We start from the raw sequence: 21389 nt of genomic DNA, 5'->3' as shown, positions 1-21389 counted from the left end.
GTGACCCTCCCAGCAGGAGCGGGCACGCCCGTCACGTCGCCCGCGCCGAGTCAGATCGAGCTCGAACGGCAGATCTTCCGCCGGCAGCGTGGACGCCGGGCGATCCTGGTGTCGATCGCGTCGACGCTCGTCGTCCTGGCGATCGTCTACTTCGGTGTCGTGAACACCCCCGGGTGGGCCGCCGTCCAGCAGTCGTTCTTCGACCCGGGCGTCGCCGCGTCGACGTTCCCGGACATCCTGCTCGGCCTCTGGCTGAACATCCGGATCCTGTTCTTCGCGGCGATCGGCGTCGCCGTGTTCGGCACCCTGCTCGCGGTGGTCCGGGGCCTGACGAACCCGGTCTTCTTCCCGCTGCGGATGCTCGCCACCGGCTACACCGACCTGTTCCGCGGGCTGCCGCTGATCATCGTCCTGTACCTGGTCGGGTACGGCATCCCGGGGCTCGGCATCTTCCCGCGCCTGCCCGCCGAGGTGTGGGGCACCGTCGCGATCGTCCTGACGTACTCGTCGTACATCGCCGAGGTGCTCCGTGCGGGCATGGAGGCCGTGCACCCCTCGCAGCGCCTCGCCGCCCGGTCGCTCGGGCTCTCGCATGTGCAGACGCTCCGGCTCGTCGTGATGCCGCAGGCGATCCGCAAGGTGACGCCCGCGCTGATGAACGACTTCGTCTCGATGCAGAAGGACGTCGGGCTCGTCTCGATCCTCGGCGCGGTCGACGCCGTCCGCTCGGCCCAGATCGCCCAGGCCGAGACCTACAACTTCACGCCGTACTTCGTCGCCGGCCTGCTGTTCGTCGTGATCAGCCTGCCGCTCATCCGCGTCACCGACGCCATCGCCCGCCGGCAGCAGCGTCGCGAGCAGATCGGGGGAGCCGTATGAGCACCGCACCCGCCGCACCGGTGCTGGAGCTCCGTGGGCTCCGGAAGTCGTTCGGCGACCAGGAGGTCCTGCGCGGCATCGACCTCACCGTCGACCGGCACGAGGTCATCTGCGTCATCGGGGCCTCGGGTTCCGGCAAGTCGACACTGCTCAAGACGGTGAACCTGCTCGAGGGCATCGACGACGGACAGATCTTCCTGCAGGGCGCGGACATCTCCGACCCGCGGGTGGACGTCGACGCCACCCGGGCCCGCATCGGCGTGGTCTTCCAGCAGTTCAACCTGTTCCCGCACATCACCGTGCTCGACAACGTGACGCTGGCGTCCCGGAAGGTGCACGGGATCGACCGTGCCACCGCCGAGGCGACCGCCCGTCGGCTGCTGGACCGGATCGGGCTCGGCGAGTTCGCGGGGGCGTACCCGGACCGGCTGTCCGGCGGGCAGCAGCAGCGCGTGGCGATCGTCCGGGCGATCGCGTCCGACCCGGAGCTGCTCCTGCTCGACGAGGTCACGAGCGCCCTCGACCCGATGCTCGTCGGGGAGGTGCTCGACCTGGTCACCGAACTGCAGCGCCAGGGCTCCACGATCCTGATGACGACGCACGAGATGCACTTCGCGCGGAACGTGGCCGATCGCATCGTGTTCCTGCACCGCGGGGAGGTCGTCGAGCAGGGCGCTCCCGCCGAGCTCCTCGACGCGCCGCAGCACCCCGCCCTGGTCGAGTTCCTCTCCCGCGTCGGCGCGTAGCGCGCCTCGGCCACCGCGGTGCCCACGGCGACCGCCTGGAGGCCCCGTGCCGGTCCGCCGGACCGGCACCGGGCCTCCAGGCGGTTCGGTCGAGGCCCGCACAACAGCAACCAGCTCGCACCACGTGATCCCGTGGTGCGAGCTGGCCGTGGTTGTGCGGCGTGCCGCTACGCGGCCGGCGCGGGCGAGGGCGCTGGCGCGGCCGCCGCGGGCGCCGCGCCGACCGCGGTCGCTGCGTCCGGCACGCCCGCGGGCGCGGCGCCCGCCGCCTCCGGCGCCGCCGCCGCGACCCCGCGCCCCGCGGGCAGGAACAACGCCACCAGCGCGGAGACCGCGACCACGCCCGCCCCGACGAGCACCGCCGGCTGCGCCGCGTCCACGTACCCGGTCGGCGTCAGCTGCCCGCCGGCCCCGGTGAACACCGCGGTCAGCACGGCGATGCCGAGCGCGACGCCGATCTCCCGGAGCGTGGAGTTCGCGCCGGAGGCCTTCGCGTGGTCCTCCTGCGGCATCCGGGCGAGCACCGCGGTGGAGATCGGCCCGAACACGGCGCCCATGCCGATCCCCGCGAGCAGGAACCCGGGCAGCAGACCGGCGAACGTCACGTCCGCGGACATCGCGCCCGCGATCCAGAACAGTCCGGCGGACAGGAACGCCATCCCGCCGGCGATCAGCACGCGGGTCCCGACCCGGGGCGCGACCATGCCGGCGAGCGGCGCGATCACCATCGGGGCGAGGGTCCAGGGCATCGTCCAGACGCCGGCCTCGAGCGGGGAACGGCCCTGCACGACCTGCAGGAACTGGATGAGGATGAACACCGCGCCGAACGCTCCGAACGAGAACGTCATCGCGACGACGTTCGCGAGCGCGAAGCTCCGGTCGCGGAAGAACCGCAGCGGCAGGAGCGGGGCGCTGGTCGTGGCCTGCCGGACGACGAACGCCACCAGGAGCAGCCCACCGCCGACCAGTCCGACGAGCACCTGGGCCGAGGTCCAGCCGGCGTCGTTGCCCCGCACGATCCCGAAGACCACGCCGAGGACACCGAGCCCGGCGAGCACCACGCCGAGGAAGTCCGCACGCACGCGAGCACCGAGGGTGTTCGGGAGTGCCAGGAGGGCGAGCGGGACGGCGACGATCCCGACCGGGACGTTGAGCCAGAAGATGGCCTCCCAGCTCCACCCCTCGACGACGGCGCCGCCGATGAGCGGGCCGAGCGCGACGCCGAGTCCGGAGATGCCGCCCCACGCCCCGATCGCGACGGTCCGGAGCCGGTCCGGGACGCTGCCGACCAGGAGTGTGAGCGAGAGCGGCATGATCGCCGCCGCGCCGGCACCCTCGACGGCGCGCCAGACGATGAGCGCGGTGGGGTCGGTGCTCATCGCGGCGAACGCGGAGGAGATCGTGAAGACGCCGATGCCGGCGATGAAGAGGTGCCGACGGCCGAACCGGTCGCCGAGTCCGACGGCCAGCAGCATCAGCGCGGCGAAGGAGAGCGTGTAGGCGTTGGTGATCCACTGCAGTTCCTCGACGGAGGCGCCGAGGTCCGCGTGCACGGCGGGGAGGGCGCTCGTCACGACGAGGTTGTCGAGGGTCGCCATGAACATCGGGAGGGACGCGGCTGCGATGGCGAGCCAGACCGGGATGCGTCGCTTCATGGGGAGGGTTCCGTTCTGTTGGTAATCGGATGATTACTACACTGGTGGACTGTAGTAATCGACTGATAACCTGTCAACCATGAGTTCCGGATCCGCACGGATGCCCGCCGCCGAACGTCGGGCGATGATCCTCGAGGCCGCCCGTGACCTCTTCGGCCGCCAGGGCTACAACGGCACCACCACCGACCAGATCGCCACGGCGGCCGGCATCAGCCAGCCCTACGTCGTCCGGATGTTCGGCACGAAGGAAGCCCTGTTCCTCGAGGTCTTCCACGCCACCCTCGGGGCCCTCGTCGACGCATGGCGCACCACGCTCGCAGCGCTCCCGTCCGACGCCGACGAACACCGCCGCGCACAGGCGATCGGCGAGCAGTTCATCGACCTGTCCGCCACGCGGGGGCTGCACACGATGCTGCTCCAGGCGTTCGTCTCGGGCGCAGAGCCGGCGATCGGACAGGCGGCACGGGACGGCTTCCTCGCGATCTACCGCTTCCTCCGCGACGAGGCGGGGATGCCGGACGAGCAGGTGCAGGGGTTCCTCGGCAGCGGGATGATCTTCAGCGTCATGCTCGCCATCGACATGCCGTCGCTGTTCGACGCCGACCAGGACGCCGCGTCGCTGCTCCGCGCGACCTTCGGCGAGAAGTGCATGCAGGTGGTGGCGTCGGCCCGCGCGGCCGCGTGACGCGCGTGCCCTGACGGCGACCGACTGGAGGCCCGGTGCCGGTCCGCCGGACCGGCACCGGGCCTCCAGTCGGTCGCGCCCCGCCGCGCGATCAGGGCGTGAGCAGCAGCTTCCCGATCACGTCGCCGGCGGCGAGTCGCCGGTGCGCCTCACCCGCCTCGGCGAGCGGCAGCACGGCGTCGACCACGGGACGGACCCTGCCGTCCGCGACGAACGGCCACACGTTGTAGCGGACCGCCTCGACGATCTCCGCCTTCTCCGTCAGCGGCCGCGCGCGGAGGGTGGTCCCGCTGATCGTCGCCCGCTTCCGCATCAGCAGCCCGAACGGCAGCGTGGCCTCGGTGCCGCTGCCGGACGCGATCACGGCGACGTGCCCGTTCGGCGCGAGGACCTCGAGGTTCCGCGCCAGGTACGCGGGCCCGACGACGTCGAGCACCACGTCGACGCCGGCGCCGTCCGTGAAGTCCGTCGAGCGTGCGACGAAGTCCTCGGTGCGGTGGTCGATGACCAGGTCGGCGCCGAGCTCCCGGGACGCGGCGACCTTCCGTTCGCCGCCGGACGTCGCGATCACCCGGGCCCCGAGCGCCTTCGCCCAGAGGACCGCGTGCGAGCCCATCCCGCCGGTCCCGCCGTGGACCAGGAGCGTCTGTCCCGGACGGAGCCCGGCGAGCATGCCGATGTTCGAGTAGACGGTGCACGCCGCTTCGGGCAGTGCCGCCGCGCTGACCAGGTCGAGGTCGTCCGGCACCGGGAGCAGCTGGGTCGCGGGCACCACGGCGAGCGAGGCGTACCCGCCGCCGGAGAGCAGCGCGCAGACGCGGTCGCCGACGGCCCAGCCGGTCACCCCTGGGCCGAGCGCACGGATCGTGCCGGAGACCTCGAGGCCGAGGATGTCGGACGCACCGGGCGGCGGCGGGTAGTTGCCCTGTCGCTGCTGCAGGTCGGCGTTGTTGACCCCGGCTGCGGCGACCTCGACGAGGACCTCGCCGTCGGACGGCGTCGGGTCGGGGAGCTCGGTGCGGGAGAGGACGGTCTCGTCCCCGGGGTGGTCGAAGGTGATGGCCTGCATGCCCTCGACGGTACGCGTCGGGCGCTCGTGGACGCCCGGCCGCCTGTGCGGCTCCGATGTACGCTCGGTGACGCATCGATGACCCCGGCCGGGGTCTCGACCATCTGCTCCAGGGGGATCACCATGAAGAAGTTCGCTGCACTCACCACGGCTGCCGTCGCCGTCGTCCTGCTCGCCGGCTGCGCGTCCGGCTCGGGCGGATCCGACGGCGACGCCACCACGGCCGCGAAGCCGGTGGCGACGCAGAGCAAGGCCGAGGCCTGCAAGACGCTGGAGAGCGACATGAAGTCCGTGTCGACCCAGCTGCAGTCCCAGATGACGAAGTTCCAGAGCGACCCGACCGCTGCGGTGGCGACGCTGAAGGACTTCGACGGCAAGCTCAAGGCCGCCACCGACAAGGTGACGAACAAGGAGGTCCACGAGACCGCCGCCGGGTTCGAGCAGTCGTTCTCGAACCTCGTCGGACAGCTCGAGGCCTTCTCGAAGGACCCGAAGTCGGTGGACTCGACCAAGCTGCAGGACTCGATCACCGACGTGCAGTCCTCCACGCAGGCGATGAGCAAGGTCTGCGACTAGGCCGCAGCGGCCTCCGAACGGTCGAGTCGGTCGATCTCCTCGGGGCGGAGCTTCACGGTCGCCGCGGTCACCGAGTCGAGGATCGACTGCGGCCGTGAGGCTCCCGGGATCGGCACGACGACGTCGCTCTTCGCCAGCTCCCACGCCAGCGCGACGACCTGCGGGGTGACCCCGTGGGCGCGGGCGACCGTGGCGAAGTCCTGGTAGGTGGTGCCGAGGTCCGACGCTCCGGCGATGCCGCCGAGGGGGCTCCACGGCAGGAAGGCGATGCTCAGCTCGTCGCAGAGCTCGAGTTCGACCTCGCTCGACCGGAACTTCGGCGAGTACTGGTTCTGCACCGAGACGAGCCGACCGTCGAGCACCTCGTTCGCCTGCCGGATCTGGTCGACGTCGGCGTTCGAGATGCCGGCCATCCGGATCACGCCCTCGTCGAGCAGCTCCGCGAGCGCGCCGATCGAGTCCGCGTAGGGCACGGCGGGGTCCGGCCGGTGGAACTGGTACAGGTCGATGGTCTCGACGCCGAGCCGTTTCGCGGAGGCCTTCGCCGCTTCCTTGAGGTACGCCGGGTCGCCGTTCTGCGTCCACGCTCCGGCCGTCGGGCGGAGGTGCCCGCCCTTCGTCGCGATGAGGACCGAGTCCGCGTCGCCGTGGTACTCGCGGACCGCCCGCCCGATGAGCTCCTCGTTGTGGCCCACTTCGTCGTGGCCTCCGAGGTGGTAGGCGTCCGCGGTGTCGATGAGGGTCACCCCGGCCTCGAGCGCCGCGTGGATCGTCGCGATGGCCCGTCGCTCGTCGGGTCGTCCCTCGATGGACATCGGCATGCCGCCGAGGCCGATCGCGCTGACGTTGGTGTCACCGATGGTTCGCTGCTTCATGGGCCCAGCATGCGCCCGGGCAGAGCCGCCCCGTTCAGGTCTGCTCGGTCTCGGTGTCCGAAGCCGGGCGTGCCCACGTCGGCGCGTGCTCCGGCAGCGGACCGAACGCGATCCCCCGCGCGTAGAGCCCACGAGCCGGTGGCACGTACTTCGCCAGCACGGCGGGCAGGATCGGCGGGCCGCCCTGCAGCCGCCCCGCGAACGCGCGCTCGAACACCACCCGGTGCAGCATCCGCTGGGCGCCCTGCACGATCACGGCCGGTGGGGTCCGCCGCCGCTCCACCGCCGCGAGCGCGTGGTTCAGGGACCGTCCGCGGACGCCGCCGACGATCGCCGGCGCGAGGATCGCCGCTGCCGCGACGGCGTCCTGCACCGCGAGGTTGATCCCGACCCCGCCCGCCGGTGACATCGCGTGCGCCGCGTCCCCGATGCACAGCAGCCCCGGCCGCCACCAGCGCCGCAGCCGGTCCATCCGCACGTCGAGCACGTGCACGTCGTCCATCGAGTCGATCGCGGAGACCCGGTCCGCGAACGACGGCCGGATCCGCGCGACCCGCGCCCGGAAGTCCTCAACGCCGAGCGCGCGGAGTCGAGCGTCGGACCCCTTCGGCGCGAAGTACGCGACCTGGTGGTAGTCGCCGCGCGGGAAGCTCAGGAGCACGTCGCTCCCGTCGAACGCGGGGACGAGCGCGGTGTCGGCGTCCCCGGGTCCCTTGGGCAGCCGGAACCACCAGGTGTCGAACGGCACCGGGAACTCCCGCGGGTGCAGTCCGGCCGCGGCCCGGAGCACCGAGTCCCGGCCGTCGCACGCGACGACGAGCTCCGCGCGGAGCTCTTCGTGCTCGCGGTCGGGTTCGTCGTACGGGTGCAGGTGCACGCCCACGACCAGGCCGTTCTCGACGATCAGGTCGGACGCGGCACGGCCCACCACGATGTCGAAGGACGGTTCCTCGCGGGCAGCGCCGACGAGCATGTCGAGCAGGTCCCACTGCGGCACCATCGCGACGTGGTCGTACGGCGGGCGGAGCCGCGAAAAGTCGCCGAGCCGCAGCTGGGAACCGTCGGCCATCGGCAGCGAGAAGTCGTCGAGCCGGGACTGCGGGAGCGCCCGGAACCGGTCGCCGAGGCCGAGCTCGTCGAGGAGCCGGATCGTCGAGGCGTGCACCGTGTCGCCGCGGAAGTCCCGGTTGAAGTCGTCGTGCTTCTCGACCACGCGGACCGCGATGCCGGCGCGGGCCAGGAGCAGCCCGAGGACCACTCCGGCGGGCCCGCCGCCCACGATGGCCACCGTCGTCCGGCTCACCCTGCCCATGCGCGCGACGCTACGCCTCGACGTGGGACGTGCGCCCGGTCCGGGACGTGACCGGTCACCGGCCTGGAGGCTCGTGGCGGGGCCGGCACGAGCCTCCAGACCGGCGCCCATCGCGTCCGGCGCCGGCGGACCCGCGTCAGATCGTGCTGCTGCTCGACGACGAGGTGTCGCCGTCGGCCGCGCCCGCGAACACCACGCCACCCCACGTGATGCACGCGACGGCCAGCAGGAAGCCCACCGCGGCGATCCACCACGAGGTGCGCCGACGGATCCACGCACCGATCGCCAGGACGACCGTCGCCACGCCGATCACGAACGCGCCGCCCACCGCGAGCGAGGCACCGCCGATGTAGCCGCCGGGGGAGCAGCCGGTCGCGGCGTCGCACGTCGCGGTGGCCGAGATCGTCGCGATCAGCGCCACGATGGCGACCACGATCACCAGGATCGCTCCGAAGGCCAGGAGCAGCACCGTGGAGATCCGGTCGGCGAGCCTGCCCGGCGGGAAGAGCGTCGAGCCGCCGCGTTCCCACTGCGACTGCGACTGCGACTGCGAGGGCGGCGGGCCGGACGTGGGGCCGGGCTCGGGAGCTGACCAGGTCATGCGGAACCCCTAACGTGCTTCGACGCCGAAGGCCTCGGCGAGTCGTTGGATCTTCTGGGCACGCCCGAGCCGCGGCAGGTCGGAGCCGTCGCGGATCACGCGGCCGCGGGCCTCGAAGTCGTCGAGGAAGTCCTGCGCCCAGGCGACGTCGGTCGACGTGGGCGAGATCACCTCGTTGATGACGGGCAGCTGGTCGGTGTCGAGGCACAGCTTGCCGGTGAGCCCGAGGGACACGGCGACCTGGGACTGCTCGCGGAGGATCGGGTGCGACGAGCCCACGGTGGGGCCGTCGATCGGGCCGGGGAGGTCCCCGACGCGGGAGGCGACGACGAGCCGGGACCGCGGGTACGCCATCGCGAGGGTGTCCGCCGAGGTGCCGGTGTCGCGGCGGTAGTCGCCGCTGCCGAAGGCCAGGCGGAACGCACCCTGCGCGCGGGCGATGGAGGTCGCCTCCTCGATGCCGAGTGCCGACTCGACCAGCGCGATCACCGGGGTCTGGCCGCCGAGCCGGTGCCAGGTGTCGGTGACCTGCGCCGGGCTCTCGGTCTTCGCGAGCATCACGCCGAGCAGACCGGGCAGCCCGCGGAGCTCCTCGACGTCGTCGGCCCAGAAGTCGGTCGTCACGTCGTTGATCCGCACCCAGGCGTCGCCGCCTCCGGTCAGCCAGTCGGCGACGGTGGCCCGGGCGGCGGGCTTCGCGGCGGGGTCCACGGCGTCCTCGATGTCCAGGATGATCTGGTCCGCGCGGGACCGGGAGGCCGACTCGAAGCGGTCCGAGGCGGTGCCGGCGACGAGGAGCCACGAGCGGGAGATCTCGGCAGGGACCGACCGGCGCCGTGAGGGAGCAGCGGTGGGGGGAGCGGTTCGGTCGTCGATGGCCATGCCACGTTGGTACCACAGACGGGGTCGGGGGACCGCCTCGGGACCGCCCGGATCTCCCGAAACCTCGGTTCATTGCCAGAGTGCTGGTGCGCTTCCGCCTACAGTGGGCGTGTGTGGCGTGCGGACAGGGTGACCGACGGCGAGGACGACGTGAACGGCGACGTCCCCGCTGAGGACGCGCGCGCCGCCGGGGGAGCACGGCCCGACGACCAGCAGCACCGCGACGAGCAGGACGACACGACGAGCACTCCCGACGCCACCGACCGCGACGACGCCGTCCGTGCAGACGAGACCGACACCGACGGCGACGAGCTGGACCGCTCGCTCCGCCCCGAGCTCCAGGTGACGAGCCCGCACGCGATCAGCCTCGGCGACCCGCGGCTCACCGCGACGAACGCGGCGGAACCCGTCTGGGACGCCTGGCGCGCACAGCTGGCGGGCGTCGGCGGTTCCAGCCCGCTCGTGCACTTCGCGGACCACCCTCGCGCCCGCATCGAGCTCTCCACGACCCACCCCGGTGGTCTCGCACAGTTCATCACCGGCAAGACCACGCTGCTCTCGAGCCTGATCCGCGACGAGGTGGCACTCCGCGCCGCCCGCATCGCGGCGAACCACGTCGAGGCGAAGGGCACCGAGCTCGCCACCGTGCGCGGCATCGACGCCGTGAACCTCGGCATCGGCATGGCCGACTGGCAGCGCGGCGACGAGCAGTTCCGCGGCCCGGTGCTGCTCCGCCCGCTGGCGATCCGCCGCCACGGCCGCGACTTCGAGGTCCGGCTCCTCGGCGAACCCGTGCTGAACCCGGCACTCGCCGACGCCCTCCGCGAGCAGTTCGGCGTGACGCTCGACTCCCAGGCGTTCGTCGCCCTGGCGCAGCAGGACGGCTCGTTCACCCCGAACCCGGTGATCGACCGGCTGCGTGGTCTGACGGCGCACATCCCCGGTTTCTCGGTGCACGCCCGGCTCGTCGTCTCGACCTTCGCGGAGGTCGCGACCGGCCTGGTCGAGGACACGAAGGACCTCTCGCACCCCGTGCTCGACGCCCTCGCCGGCAACCCCAGCGCCAAGTGGCAGGTCGAGCAGTCGTACCACCCGGTCGAGCAGACCCCGTCGGACGAGCGCAGCCCGGACACCGACACCCTGCTGCTCGACGCCGACGACGAGCAGGAGAACGTGATCGCGCAGATCACGGCCGGCAACTCCATCGTCGTGAAGACCCTGCCGGGTACCGGCGGCACGCAGACGATCGTGAACGCACTCGGTGGCCTCGTCGCCGCGAACAAGCGCGTCCTCGTGGTCAGCCCGCGTCGTGCGACCCTCCGCGGCATCGCGGCCCGCTTCGGCGAGGTGCACCTGCCGGGTGTCGCCGTGACGCCAGCGACCCTCCGCCGTGACGTGGTCCGGGCCATCGCCCGCAACGAGAAGGCGACCCGCCCGTCCCTGCGTGAGGTCGACGACGCCCTCGTCCGGCTCCGCAAGGTCCTCACCGACTACCGCGGCGGCCTCTCCCGGACCGACCCCGACTTCGGCGTGAGCGTCCTCGACTGCCTGGTCGAGCTCTCCCGCCTGTCGCTGCTGCCCGTGCCCCCGTCGACGACCGCGCGGCTGTCGAAGCAGTCCGTCAGCGCCATGGTCACCGGCCGCTCCCGCGTCGCCGAGACGATGGTCAGCGCGGCGAACCTCGGCGAGTTCCGCTACGGTCCGGACGACTCGCCCTGGTACGGCGCGAAGTTCTCCTCGAGCGACGGTGCGCAGCGCGCCCACAAGATCGCCAAGGACCTGCACGGCGGGTCCCTGCCGACGCTGCTCCAGCGCGCGCACGAACTCATCGCGACGACCCGGATGCGGCAGTTCACGACGATCAACGAGCTCGGGATCTACCTCCGCCTGCTCACCGAGATCCGGGACACGCTCGACCGCTTCCTGCCGGTGGTCTTCGACCGTTCGGTGTCCGAGCTCGTGGCGGCGACCGCCCCGCGCGGCGAGGGCGCCCCGATGTCGTCCACGAACCGACGCCGGCTGAAGAAGCTCGCGCGGGAGTACGTCCGCCCCGGTGTGCACGTCTCCGACCTGCACGAGGCACTGACCCGCGTGCAGCAGCAGCGCGTGCTCTGGCAGCGCTACGTCGCCGCGGGCGTCAACCCCGAGGTCCCCACGGGCATCGCGGACGTCCAGGTGCTGTTCTCGAACGTCGTGGAGGACCTGGCCCGCCTCGACGAGCCGCTCGGTCGCACCAGCCGCGACGAACAGCTCGCGAACATGCCCGTCGACCAGCTCCTGCCGTACATCGGCACCCTGGCCGAGGAGTCCGACGTCCTGCACAACCTGCAGGAGCGCACCGAGCTCATGCAGACCCTCCGCGACCTGCAGCTCCAGCCGCTCATCACCGACCTCGCGAACCGGCACGTCCCGGACACGCAGGTCCCCGCGGAGCTCGAGCTCGCGTGGTGGCAGTCCGCCCTCGAGACGATGCTCGAGTCCGACCGTGCGCTGCTCGGCGCGAACACCGACATGCTCGACCGGGTCGAGGCCGACTTCCGCCTCGTCGACGACGCGCACGCCGCCGGTGTCTCGCAGGGCCTCGCGTGGCAGCTCGCCGAGAACTGGAAGGTCGGTCTCGTCGACTGGCCGGAAGAAGCCGCGGCGCTGAAGTCGCAGCTCAAGGACGGCGCGATCACCTCGCGCCTGCTCCAGGACTCCGCCCCGCACCTGTCCCGGTCGATCGCGCCGGTGTGGCTCGCGTCCCCGTACGAGGTCCCGCAGATCGCCGACACGATGCCGTTCGACACGGTGATCCTCGTCGACGCCGGTGCCGTGACCATCGCCGAGACCGTCGACGCCGTCCGTCGCGCCCGCCAGACCGTCGTCTTCGGTGACCCGGTGACGCAGACCCCGTCGCCGTTCCGGATCGCCGTCGACCCCGCGCACCGTGCGCTGCAGGTGGACGAGGAGACGCTCGACGCCCTGCACGCGGACTCCGCGCTCGCGAAGCTCTCGACGCTCCTGCCGACCCTGTCCCTGACCCGGTCCTACCGCGCCGGCGGCGAAGACCTCGCCGAGCTCGTGAACCGCCGCTTCTACGGCGGCCGGATCGAGTCGCTGCCGTGGGCCGGTTCGTTCCTTGGGCACGGCTCGATCGCGCTCGACTACGTCAGCGACGGCAAGGCCGTCCCGGACCCCGAGTCCGGCGCGGTGGAGAGTGTCGACGCCGAGGTGGACCGCGTGGTCCGGCTCGTCATCGACCACGCCCGCACCCGTCCGACCGAGTCGCTGATGGTCATCACCGCGTCCGCGAAGCACGCCGTGCGCGTCGAGCAGGCCGTGCTCACCGCTGCCGCCGGGCACAAGGACCTCACCGAGTTCGTGATCGGCGACCGTGCCGAGCCGTTCATCGTCGCGACGCTCGAGCAGTCGGTCGCGCAGAGCCGCGACCGCGTCGTGTTCTCGATCGGCTACGGCCGGACCCCGCACGGCCGTGTCCTCCGCGACTTCGGCCCGCTCGGCAAGCCCGGCGGGGAGCGTCTGCTCGCCGTCGCGATGACCCGTGCGCGCCGCTCCATGGTGATCGTCACGTGCTTCCAGCCGTCCGACATCGAGGCGGAGCGGATGGGCCACGGCACCGTCGCCCTCGCCGAGATCCTCGCCGAGGTCCGTGCCCGCACCACCGCCGAGTACGTGCCGGACGACTCCGACCCGCTGCTCGTCGACCTGGCACGCCGACTCGAGATGCGCGGCATCCCGGTCGCGCTCGGCCACCGCGGCAAGCTCGGCCTGGTGGCCGCGCACGGCGGGGTCTGCGTCACGATCGAGACCGACGCGTCGCTCGTGCAGGGATCCCTCCGCGAGTCGCTGCGGCTCCGGCCCGAGGTGCTCCGCCGACTCGGCTGGCACTACGTGCGCGTGCACGCCTTCCAGCTGTTCTCCGACCCGGACCGGGTGGCGAACACGGTCGCGTCGGTCCTCGGCGTCGACCGCGGGGCCACGCAGGAGATCTCCATCCCTCCGGTTCCCGCCCGCCGATGAGCACGCAGGATCGCGATCCCCGCGTGCCCACGTCGGGTCCCGCGCGCCGATGAGTCGGAGGGCCTCCCGGCCCGCCGGTCCGGTGACGCCCGGCACCGACCAGCTGCTGGGCACGTGGACGCGGGCCGACGACGCGGCCGCACCGGAGCCTCCCGTCCGGAGTGAACCGGACCAGGGCCGGACCGGAGGCTCGGGACGGGTCCGCAGACGCGTCACCACCCAGCCGGTGCCGGGATCGGACCCCGCTCCGGCCCCGGAACCGCCTCGGCACAGCCGCGGGGAGAACGACGCCCGACTGCTGGGGGACCGACCTCCCCACTGGTGATGGGTACCCTGGAGGTCCGACCCCGAAGAAAGCACGTGATGACCGACTCCGCAGTGCGCCAGCGTCCCGACTGGCAGACCTGGCCGAACCTCATCACGCTGTTCCGGTTCCTGCTCATCCCGGTGTTCGTGATCCTGGTCGTGACGAGCCACCCCGGCTGGGCGCTGTTCTCGCTCGTGGTGCTCGGCGTCTCGGACTGGGCGGACGGCTTCATCGCGCGGAAGTTCGACCAGACGTCCAAGCTCGGCAAGGCGCTCGACCCCGTCGCCGACCGCCTCGCCATCATCGCGATCGTGCTGTCGCTCGTGCTCGTCGGCCTGCTGCCGTGGATCGTCGTCGTGATCATCGTGGTCGTCGATGCCGTGCTCGCGCTGCTGTCGAGCGTGTGGTTCGGCGGCGACCCGGACCTCGACGTGTCCTGGACGGGCAAGATCCGCTCGGCCTTGCTCTTCGTCGGGTTGCCGGTGCTGCTCTTCTCGGCGACCTCGTGGGCGTCGGACCACTCCTGGATCCGCATCACGGCGCTCGTCTTCGTGTGGCTCGGCACCGCCGGGCACCTGCTCGCCGGCGCGCAGTACTTCGTCGCCCTGCGCGCGAAGCGCCGCCGCGAGCGCGCCCGCGTGGCGTAGCCCGCGGCCCACGCCCGTCGCGGCCGTCGCGGCCGCCGCGCGCGCCCCGTCCCGCGCCGCCGCGCCGCCGCGGCCGCCGCTGGTGCGTTCCGGCCGCGCACAACGGAAACCCGTTCGCACCACGGACTTCCGTGGTGCGAACGGGTTTCGGTCGTGCGGCGCCGATCCGCGCCGAGCGTCCGTCCGCGCGCTAGAGCTTCGTCGTGCCGCTGATGCCGGGACCCTCCGGCGCGTTCGACGGGGCGACGTGGGCGCCGCTGCCGGTGCTCGTGGGCACGCCGTTCTGCGACCGGAGCAGGTCGCGGATCTCGAGCAGCACCTCGACGTCGGTCGGCGGGACGTCCTGCGGCGTCTGCTCGTCGTCGTTCTTGACCCGCTCGAACGCGACCTTCTTGAGGTGGTTCACCGGGAGCACGAGGGCGAAGTACACGACCGCTGCGACGATGACGAAGTTCAGCGCGGCGCCGATGATCGCACCGAAGAGGATCGACGCGTGTCCGCCGGACACGGTCGGGATCTTCCAGACGAGCGCCTCGTCGAGGCTCGACGCGTTGAACACCGCGCCGATCAGGGGGTTGATGAGCGCGTTCACGATCGTGGTCACGATCGCAGTGAACGCGGCACCGATGACGACTGCGACGGCCAGGTCGATGACGTTTCCGCGGAGCAGGAACTCCTTGAAGCCCTTCACGGGACTCCTTCCGGGTCGGGGACGGCCGCCGGGTGGCGACACCTCAACCTATCGAGGAGTGAGAACGCTGGTCAGGACGCGGCAGGCTTCGCGGGCGCGGCCGGCTTGGACTCGGCCTTCTTCGGTTCGGACTTCGCCGGCGTGCTCGAGCCCTCCGACTTCGGCGCCGGACGGGAGTCGGTCCGGTAGAACCCACCACCGTTGAACGTGACGCCGACCGGCGAGAACACCTTGCGCAGCACACCGCCGCACGTCGGGCACTCGGTGAGCGTGGCGTCGGAGAACGACTGCTTGATGTCGAACGCGGTGTCGCACTCGGTGCAGCGGTACGAGTAGGTGGGCACGTCAGCTCCGGAACGTGATGATGCGTGACGGCGTGATGATGCCGTCGACGGGTTCGTCGTGGGGTTCGCGCGGGACCTCTTCGAGGTACTCCGCGTCGAAGATCACAGCATAGACGGGCGGGCGGTTCGCCATGGACCCGAGGGTCTTGTCGTAGTACCCGCGGCCCCAGCCCATCCGGACGCCGTCGCGCCCGACCGCCGCCGCCGGGGTGAGGATCGCGTCGACGTCGTTGATCGCGAGCGGGGACAGGACCTCGCCGACGACCTCGGGCATGCCGAACAGTCCCTCGGTCTCCGAGGACCCGTCGCCGACGGCCCAGTCGAGCAGCCCGTCCTCCCGGGTGATCGGGAGCAGGACGCGGAGTCCGTGCTCGTACGCCCAGTTCAGGAACGGGCGGACGTTCGGTTCGTCGGAGGCCGACAGGTACAGCGCGACGGACTCGAGCTGCCGCTCCTCCGCGAAGCGCTGCAGGGTTGCGGTGAGCGACTCGGTGTCGGTCTCGCGCTCGGTGGTGGTCCTGGTGCGTCGCCGCTGCCGGAGCTCGGCTCGCAGCGCGCGCTTCTCGTTGCCGAGATCGGGGATCATGCGAGGGAGTCTAACGATCGCGATCCTGCGGGAAGCCGCGCTCCTGTCCGCAAAGCCCTTGTCCTCCGTTCCGTTGACATGACCCAGGAGGGGGCATCGGATACGGTCGTGGGCATGGGCTTCCAGATTTCCAAGGCGGTGATCCCAGCGGCAGGGCTGGGCACCCGCTTCCTCCCCGCGACCAAGGCGATGCCGAAGGAGATGCTCCCCGTCGTCGACAAGCCGGCCATCCAGTACGTGGTGGAAGAGGCCGTCGACGCGGGACTCACCGATGTGCTGATGATCACCGGGCGCAACAAGAACGCGCTCGAGAACCACTTCGACCACGTGTCGGAGCTCGAGGAGACCCTCAAGAAGAAGGGCGACCACGAGAAGCTCCAGAAGGTCAACCAGTCGACCGACCTCGCCGACATGCACTACGTCCGTCAGGGCGACCCGCTCGGACTCGGCCACGCCGTGCTCCGCGCGAAGATGCACGTCGGTCGTGAGCCGTTCGCCGTCCTCCTCGGCGACGACATCATCGACGCCCGTGACCCGCTCCTCAAGCGCATGATCGAGGTCCAGGGCGAGAAGAACGCGACCGTCGTCGCACTGCTCGAGGTCCCCGAGTCGCAGACCCACCTCTACGGCATCGCCACGGTCGAGCCGACCGACACCGACGACGTCGTGAAGATCACCGGCCTCGTCGAGAAGCCGGCGCAGGGCGAAGCGCCCTCGAACCTGGCCATCATCGGCCGCTACGTCATCCGCCCCGAGGTCTTCGACGTCCTCGAGAAGCAGGAGCCGGGCAAGGGCGGCGAGATCCAGCTCACCGACGCGCTCATGAAGATGGCGAGCGCCGAGGAGTGGACCGGCGGCGTGTACGGCGTCGTGTTCCGTGGACGCCGGTACGACACCGGTGACAAACTCGACTACATCAAGGCGATCGTGCAGCTCGCCTCGGACCGCGAAGACCTCGGCCCCGACCTCAAGTCGTGGCTCAAGGAGTTCAACGCGGGCGAATGAGTCGACCCATCCCACCCGGGGCCGGTAGCACTGGCCCCGGGTGGGACACCCGCTCCGGGAACCCCCGGAGCACCGGAGGAACCGCCCGATGACGACCATCCCGACCCTGTCCCACGGACGGGTCACGATCCGCCCCCTCCGGCTCCGCGACACGCGCGACCTCGACGCCGCGCTCGCGATGAACCGCTCCTGGCTCCGCACCTGGGAGGCCACGAACCCGTCGGGTCACGTCTCGACCGACGTCCGTGGCAGCATCCGCGCGCTCCAGGCGAACGCCCGCGCGGGACTCGGGCTCCCGTTCGCGATGGAGCTCGACGGTCGCTTCGTCGGGCAGCTGAACGTCTCCGGCGTCACCTACGGGTCACTCGCCAGCGCCTCGATCGGCTACTGGGTGGTCGAGGGCGCCGCCGGCCACAACGTCACGCCGATCGCCGTCGCCCTCGCGACCGACCACTGCTTCCGCGCGGTCGGCATCCACCGCATCGAGGTCTGCATCCGGCCCGAGAACGCTCCGTCGCTCCGCGTCGTCGAGAAGCTCGGGTTCCGGTACGAGGGGCTCCGTCGCCGGTACATCCACATCAACGGGGACTGGCGCGACCACTTCTGTTTCGCGCTCGTCGCCGAAGAGGTGCGCGAGGGCGTCCTCGAACGGTGGGTCTCCGGTCAGGTGCCGCCCGGCGTCGGGAGCGTGCCGCTCGCCGCGCGTGACGAGGCCGCGCTGCCGATCGTCACCGGCCCCCGCCGATAGCGCCCCCGCCGGGAGCGCCTGCGCCGATAGCGCAACACACGCCCGGCAATCACGAGCGCGGGGAACCCCCGCCCCTAGCCTCTCCCCATGGCAGGTATCGGGTCGTGGGGCGGCGGCATCGTGCTGCTCGTCGCCGCGGTGCTCTGGCTCGTGTACCTGATGCCCGCGTGGGCTGCCCGGCGGCAGTACCTCGCCACCGAACGGAACGCGATCCGGTTGCAGCAGACCCTCCGGATCCTCGCGCAGACCGCTGAACTGCCGGACGAGGTCCGCATCGAGATGAACGCGAAGTCCCTCGCCGAGGCGCAGAAGGTCGCGAAGTCCGAAGAGGCCAAGCGCTCCGCCATCGTCCGGGCGCACGAGGCCGCACGGCAGCGGGAGATCACCCGTCGACTCGCGGAGCAGGCTCCGGCGCTCGAACGGGCCGGAGCGGTCCCCGCACTGACCGCGATGCGCATGCGTCGTTCGCGGCTCGGTGCGACCCTGCTCGGCGTCGCCGGGCTCGTCGTCGCGCTCGTGGTGCTCGTCGTCGCGCCCGCCGCCTGGCTCGTCGCCGTCGCGGGGCTCGTCGCCGCCGGAGGGTCCGCAGCCGTCCTCGCCCAGCTGCACCAGGTCGCCCAGGCGCGGAAGACACGTGCCGCGGCGTCCGCGCCGGAGGTCCGCCGAGCCTCCAGGCCGACGACCGCCTGGACCGATCCCGCCCCGCCGCTGACCACCGACCGCCCTGCCGAGCCCGAGGCGGACCGCACCTGGACGCCCGCCCGCGTGCCGAAGCCGCTGTACGTCGAGCGGCCCGCCGCTCCCGCGGCGTCCCCGGAGTCCTCCGCGGAGCTCGCCGCGCGACTCAAGGAACGCGTGGCCGCTGCCAAGGCGGAGGCCGACGCCGAGGCCGCAGCGATCCGTGCGGGGGAGTCGGACCCGACGCTCGCGACGGTGTCCCGGATGCGTCCGGACGTCGAGGAAGCCGTCGCGGCACTGTCCGCGCACGACCAGGGCCGGCTCGCGGAGCGGCTCGGACTCCGGGCTGCGCCCGCCGCGCCTGCGACTGCGTCTGCGCCTGCCGCCCGTGCTGCCGGTGCGCCGGTCGCCGAGTCGGCGCCGGTAGCAGAAGCGTCCGCTCCGCCGAGCAAGTGGGCCGGGATGGGCGTCATCGGGGACGACGACTACCAGCAGGCCGACCTCGACGCGATCATGCGTCGCCGCCGCGCGGTCTGATCGCGGCACGCCCGGCGGGTGCCGCGCGATTTCGGTCCGCGGCGGCCGGGTGCTAGTGTTGTCGAGCACTTGGGGCTATGGCGCAGTTGGTAGCGCGTCTCGTTCGCAATGAGAAGGTCAGGGGTTCGAATCCCCTTAGCTCCACCAAGTGCAACAGGCCCGGACCGCATGGTCCGGGCCTGTTGCGTTCGCGCGCCGGGCCGGCCGCCGGACGGGCACGAGCGCGTCAGCCGCCGTACTGCGCGTCCGCCACGATCGACGACCCGGCGTCACGGCACGCGGTGACCAGCGTCCGACCGACCAGGTCCCAGTCGGCGGTGGTCTCGTCGATCGCCGGTCCGGTCGCAGGCGCCGGGTGGTCCTCGAGGTAGCGCTGCGTGTAGTCGACCGCGGTCGCCATCGTCGGGTCGGTGCTCACCAGCCGCTCGTACCCGAAGCGCACGGACGCCAGGAGCGCCTCGTACTGCGCGTCCGAGAGCTCCCCGCGGCTGTGCCCGGTGCTCGCGTTCAGGGAGATCGTGGTGAGCATGCTGAGCCGCCCGCAGACCGCCGCAGCACTGGTGTCGACGTCGTCCATCACCGGGTCGTCCGAGTCGGTGGTGCTCGCCGCGGTCGTGGGCGTCGCGGTCCGGGTCGGAGCGGGGGTCGCGCCGGCGTCCCCCGTGGACGAGCAGCCGGTGAGCGCGAACGCGGCGCACGCGAGCAGCGCGGCAGCGATGGTGGACGGGCGGGCGGATCGGAGGTTCCCCATGGGCCGATCCTCTCGGACCGGCAGGTGGTGGCGAGCCGTGGTTGCGGAATCGAGATCGGCTCGAGACCGTTCCGTGACGGACGGGAGGCGCGTGGCGGGCCCGCCCGAGCCTCCTGTCCGGAATGCGGTGCAGCAGCACGCGATGGTGCCGCTCCGGAACGATCGTTGCGCGGTGTCCGGAGCGGTGCCACGATGACGGCGAGCGCCGGGAACACGCGCCCGGGCCGGACGAAGGAGACCGACATGACCTCGCGACTGAACCCGTACCTCGGCTTCCGCGACGACGCCCGGCAGGCGATGGAGTTCTACCAGTCGGTGTTCGGCGGCGAGCTCACCCTGAGCACGTTCGGCGAGATGCACGCATCCGAGGACCCGGCCGAGGCGGACAAGATCATGCACGGCCAGCTCGAGACGCCGAACGGCTACCTGATCATGGGCGCCGACACCCCGAACAGCATGCAGTACAGCAGCGGCGGCAGCAGCATCTCGGTGTCCCTGTCCGGTGACGACGCCGAGGACATGCGCCGCTTCTTCGCCGGGCTCTCCGAGGGCGGCACCGTGCTCGAACCGTTGACGAAGGCGCCGTGGGGCGACGAGTTCGGGATGGTGACGGACCGGTTCGGCGTGAGCTGGCTGGTGAACGTCACCGGCGTCTGACGCGCCGCGCGTCCCCTCGTGTGTCGGGGGCCGTCACGTACCCTGGTGACGCCATGACTGCCTCCTTCACGCGCCGCTCACTCCTGTCCCTCGCCGGGATCGCCGGGGTCGGCCTCGCCGTCGCCGCGTGTTCCTCCGACAACGGAGCGGACGGCGGTGCGGACGGCGGGAAGGGCGGTGCGTCGCGGTCCACCGGGTCGACGCCCTCCGCGAAGCCGAAGGCCACCGGACTGACGCCGGCCCAGGTCCCGCTCGCCGGCGGGGTGACCGTCACCGTTGCCGGGACCGGTCTCGCTGCCGTCCGCGGGGTCACCGTCGGCGGGATCGCCGCGCGGGACGTCAAGGCCACCGCGACGAAGGTGACCTTCACCGCGCCGCACCAGGCGATGTACACGGCGGGATCCGCCGACGTCGCGCTGTTCGACGCCGAACTGACGCCCGTCGCGTCCGCGAACCAGAGCTCCGACGGCAACGGCAGCGCGGCGAACGACGGGCAGAGCGGTGCGACACAGGACTCCGCGACCGGCACGCCGACGGCCAGCGCGGCGCCGGTGCCGTCCGCGTCGAGCGCGCTCGCGACGACGTCGTTGTCGTACGCGGCGCTCACCGACGTGGACCGGCAGCTCGCGTACGCGATGCGGTACTGGAAGGACTACAACCTCGCCGAGTACGGCACGATGAACCCGATCGGCGGCGACTGCGCGAACTACGTCAGCCAGACGCTCATCGCCCGGGGCTGGGAGCAGCGCGACGACTGGTACAGCCGCTCCGCGGGAGCAGCGCACTCCGCCACCTGGACGTACTGCCCGTCGATGGACCCGTGGCTCTCGGCCAACGCGGCGACGTTCGGGCTCACCCGCCGCTCGAGTGACGAGCGCGACAAGGTGCAGGTCGGCGACATCGTGTTCTTCGACTGGAACGACAACGACTCCCCGGACCACACCACGATCGTGTCCGAGGTCTTCACGGAGTCCGACGGCACGATCCGCATCAAGTCGGCGAGCCACAACCAGGACGGCCCGTACCGCGACCTCGACGAGATGATCACGGTGCAGCACCCCGGCGGCAAGGCCTGGTTCCACACCTTCGACGCGTAGCCGCGCGGGTCGGCGCCGACGCGCGCAATCGAAACCGT

21 protein-coding genes and 1 tRNA gene are annotated in these 21389 nt (G+C 71.8%); 12 read left to right on the top strand and 10 right to left on the bottom strand.

Features of this window, described 5'->3' with window-relative positions:
• On the top strand, positions 1-879 hold the full coding sequence (locus tag EDF55_RS17420) for an amino acid ABC transporter permease (RefSeq protein ID WP_123656252.1): 879 nt from the start codon (positions 1-3) through the stop codon (positions 877-879).
• Positions 876-1625, top strand: coding sequence for an amino acid ABC transporter ATP-binding protein (locus EDF55_RS17415; RefSeq protein ID WP_123656251.1), 750 nt, complete (start codon positions 876-878; stop codon positions 1623-1625). The genes EDF55_RS17420 and EDF55_RS17415 overlap by 4 nt, the downstream gene beginning before the upstream one ends.
• Positions 1626-1792: 167 nt before the next feature.
• Here the strand turns inward: EDF55_RS17415 and EDF55_RS17410 are convergent, their stop codons facing one another.
• Complete coding sequence (locus tag EDF55_RS17410; RefSeq protein ID WP_123656250.1) at positions 1793-3280, bottom strand: DHA2 family efflux MFS transporter permease subunit; 1488 nt, start codon at positions 3278-3280, stop codon at positions 1793-1795.
• A gap of 79 nt (positions 3281-3359) precedes the next feature.
• Between EDF55_RS17410 and EDF55_RS17405 the strand changes: the two genes are divergently transcribed.
• Positions 3360-3965 carry a TetR/AcrR family transcriptional regulator gene (locus tag EDF55_RS17405; protein WP_123656249.1) on the top strand — a complete coding sequence of 202 codons (606 nt, stop codon included), beginning with the start codon at positions 3360-3362 and terminating at the stop codon, positions 3963-3965.
• A 91-nt stretch (positions 3966-4056) separates the two neighbouring features.
• Here the strand turns inward: EDF55_RS17405 and EDF55_RS17400 are convergent, their stop codons facing one another.
• Positions 4057-5034, bottom strand: a complete 978-nt coding sequence (locus tag EDF55_RS17400) for an NAD(P)H-quinone oxidoreductase (RefSeq protein WP_123656248.1) — start codon at positions 5032-5034, stop codon at positions 4057-4059.
• A 123-nt stretch (positions 5035-5157) separates the two neighbouring features.
• Here EDF55_RS17400 and EDF55_RS17395 point away from each other — a divergent pair, with 123 nt between their 5' ends.
• Complete coding sequence (locus EDF55_RS17395; RefSeq protein WP_123656247.1) at positions 5158-5610, top strand: hypothetical protein; 453 nt, start codon at positions 5158-5160, stop codon at positions 5608-5610.
• On the opposite strand, the gene EDF55_RS17390 is transcribed toward EDF55_RS17395, so the two are convergent.
• From EDF55_RS17390 to EDF55_RS17375, 4 genes are all read right to left on the bottom strand, one after another.
• A complete protein-coding gene (locus EDF55_RS17390; protein ID WP_123656246.1) occupies positions 5607-6485 on the bottom strand; it encodes an aldo/keto reductase in 879 nt (292 codons plus the stop codon). The two genes, EDF55_RS17395 and EDF55_RS17390, sit on opposite strands and share 4 nt — an antisense overlap.
• Before the next feature lie 34 nt (positions 6486-6519).
• On the bottom strand, positions 6520-7797 hold the full coding sequence (locus EDF55_RS17385; RefSeq protein WP_123656245.1) for an FAD-dependent oxidoreductase: 1278 nt from the start codon (positions 7795-7797) through the stop codon (positions 6520-6522).
• A 136-nt stretch (positions 7798-7933) separates the two neighbouring features.
• Positions 7934-8398, bottom strand: coding sequence for a DUF6264 family protein (locus tag EDF55_RS17380; RefSeq protein ID WP_123656244.1), 465 nt, complete (start codon positions 8396-8398; stop codon positions 7934-7936).
• 9 nt (positions 8399-8407) lie between these two features.
• Entirely contained in the window at positions 8408-9280 is an 873-nt protein-coding gene (locus EDF55_RS17375) for a CoA ester lyase (RefSeq protein WP_123656243.1), read from the bottom strand.
• Positions 9281-9592: 312 nt separating this feature from the next.
• On the opposite strand from EDF55_RS17375, the gene EDF55_RS17370 reads away from it, so the two are divergent.
• Together EDF55_RS17370 and EDF55_RS17360 are read left to right on the top strand one after the other, a co-directional pair.
• Positions 9593-13303 carry an AAA family ATPase gene (locus EDF55_RS17370; protein ID WP_395867452.1) on the top strand — a complete coding sequence of 1237 codons (3711 nt, stop codon included), beginning with the start codon at positions 9593-9595 and terminating at the stop codon, positions 13301-13303.
• A 363-nt stretch (positions 13304-13666) separates the two neighbouring features.
• Positions 13667-14257, top strand: a complete 591-nt coding sequence (locus EDF55_RS17360) for a CDP-alcohol phosphatidyltransferase family protein (RefSeq protein WP_165931372.1) — start codon at positions 13667-13669, stop codon at positions 14255-14257.
• A 190-nt stretch (positions 14258-14447) separates the two neighbouring features.
• Here EDF55_RS17360 and mscL read toward each other — a convergent pair whose 3' ends face one another.
• From mscL to EDF55_RS17345, 3 genes are all read right to left on the bottom strand, one after another.
• Positions 14448-14948 carry a large conductance mechanosensitive channel protein MscL gene (gene mscL, locus EDF55_RS17355; protein ID WP_123656240.1) on the bottom strand — a complete coding sequence of 167 codons (501 nt, stop codon included), beginning with the start codon at positions 14946-14948 and terminating at the stop codon, positions 14448-14450.
• 71 nt (positions 14949-15019) lie between these two features.
• The gene (locus tag EDF55_RS17350; protein ID WP_123656239.1) at positions 15020-15292 is read right to left on the bottom strand and encodes an FmdB family zinc ribbon protein; all 273 of its coding nucleotides are present in this window, start codon (positions 15290-15292) and stop codon (positions 15020-15022) included.
• A 1-nt stretch (position 15293) separates the two neighbouring features.
• Positions 15294-15878: a 5-formyltetrahydrofolate cyclo-ligase gene (locus tag EDF55_RS17345; RefSeq protein WP_123656238.1), complete on the bottom strand. Its 585-nt coding sequence runs from the start codon at positions 15876-15878 to the stop codon at positions 15294-15296.
• A gap of 114 nt (positions 15879-15992) precedes the next feature.
• On the opposite strand from EDF55_RS17345, the gene galU reads away from it, so the two are divergent.
• The 4 genes from galU to EDF55_RS17325 all read left to right on the top strand — a co-directional run bounded on the left by galU (position 15993) and on the right by EDF55_RS17325 (position 18993).
• A complete protein-coding gene (gene galU / locus EDF55_RS17340; RefSeq protein ID WP_123656237.1) occupies positions 15993-16883 on the top strand; it encodes a UTP--glucose-1-phosphate uridylyltransferase GalU in 891 nt (296 codons plus the stop codon).
• Positions 16884-16971: 88 nt separating this feature from the next.
• Positions 16972-17631, top strand: a complete 660-nt coding sequence (locus tag EDF55_RS17335) for a GNAT family N-acetyltransferase (protein ID WP_123656236.1) — start codon at positions 16972-16974, stop codon at positions 17629-17631.
• Positions 17632-17718: 87 nt separating this feature from the next.
• Positions 17719-18846 (top strand): hypothetical protein, encoded by a 1128-nt coding sequence (locus EDF55_RS17330; protein ID WP_123656235.1) that lies wholly within the window; start codon positions 17719-17721, stop codon positions 18844-18846.
• A gap of 71 nt (positions 18847-18917) precedes the next feature.
• Positions 18918-18993: transfer RNA gene (locus EDF55_RS17325), tRNA-Ala, on the top strand.
• 79 nt (positions 18994-19072) lie between these two features.
• On the opposite strand, the gene EDF55_RS17320 is transcribed toward EDF55_RS17325, so the two are convergent.
• Positions 19073-19597 (bottom strand): hypothetical protein, encoded by a 525-nt coding sequence (locus EDF55_RS17320; protein ID WP_123656234.1) that lies wholly within the window; start codon positions 19595-19597, stop codon positions 19073-19075.
• 243 nt (positions 19598-19840) lie between these two features.
• On the opposite strand from EDF55_RS17320, the gene EDF55_RS17315 reads away from it, so the two are divergent.
• Together EDF55_RS17315 and EDF55_RS17310 are read left to right on the top strand one after the other, a co-directional pair.
• Entirely contained in the window at positions 19841-20254 is a 414-nt protein-coding gene (locus EDF55_RS17315; RefSeq protein WP_123656233.1) for a VOC family protein, read from the top strand.
• 53 nt (positions 20255-20307) lie between these two features.
• Positions 20308-21351 carry an amidase domain-containing protein gene (locus EDF55_RS17310; RefSeq protein WP_123656232.1) on the top strand — a complete coding sequence of 348 codons (1044 nt, stop codon included), beginning with the start codon at positions 20308-20310 and terminating at the stop codon, positions 21349-21351.
• Positions 21352-21389 lie beyond the last annotated feature (38 nt).

It is taken from the genome of Curtobacterium sp. ZW137 (assembly GCF_003762905.1).
GTDB lineage: Bacteria > Actinomycetota > Actinomycetes > Actinomycetales > Microbacteriaceae > Curtobacterium.
Note: the sequence above shows the minus strand (reverse complement) of the source record. Positions and strands in the feature narration are given on the sequence as shown.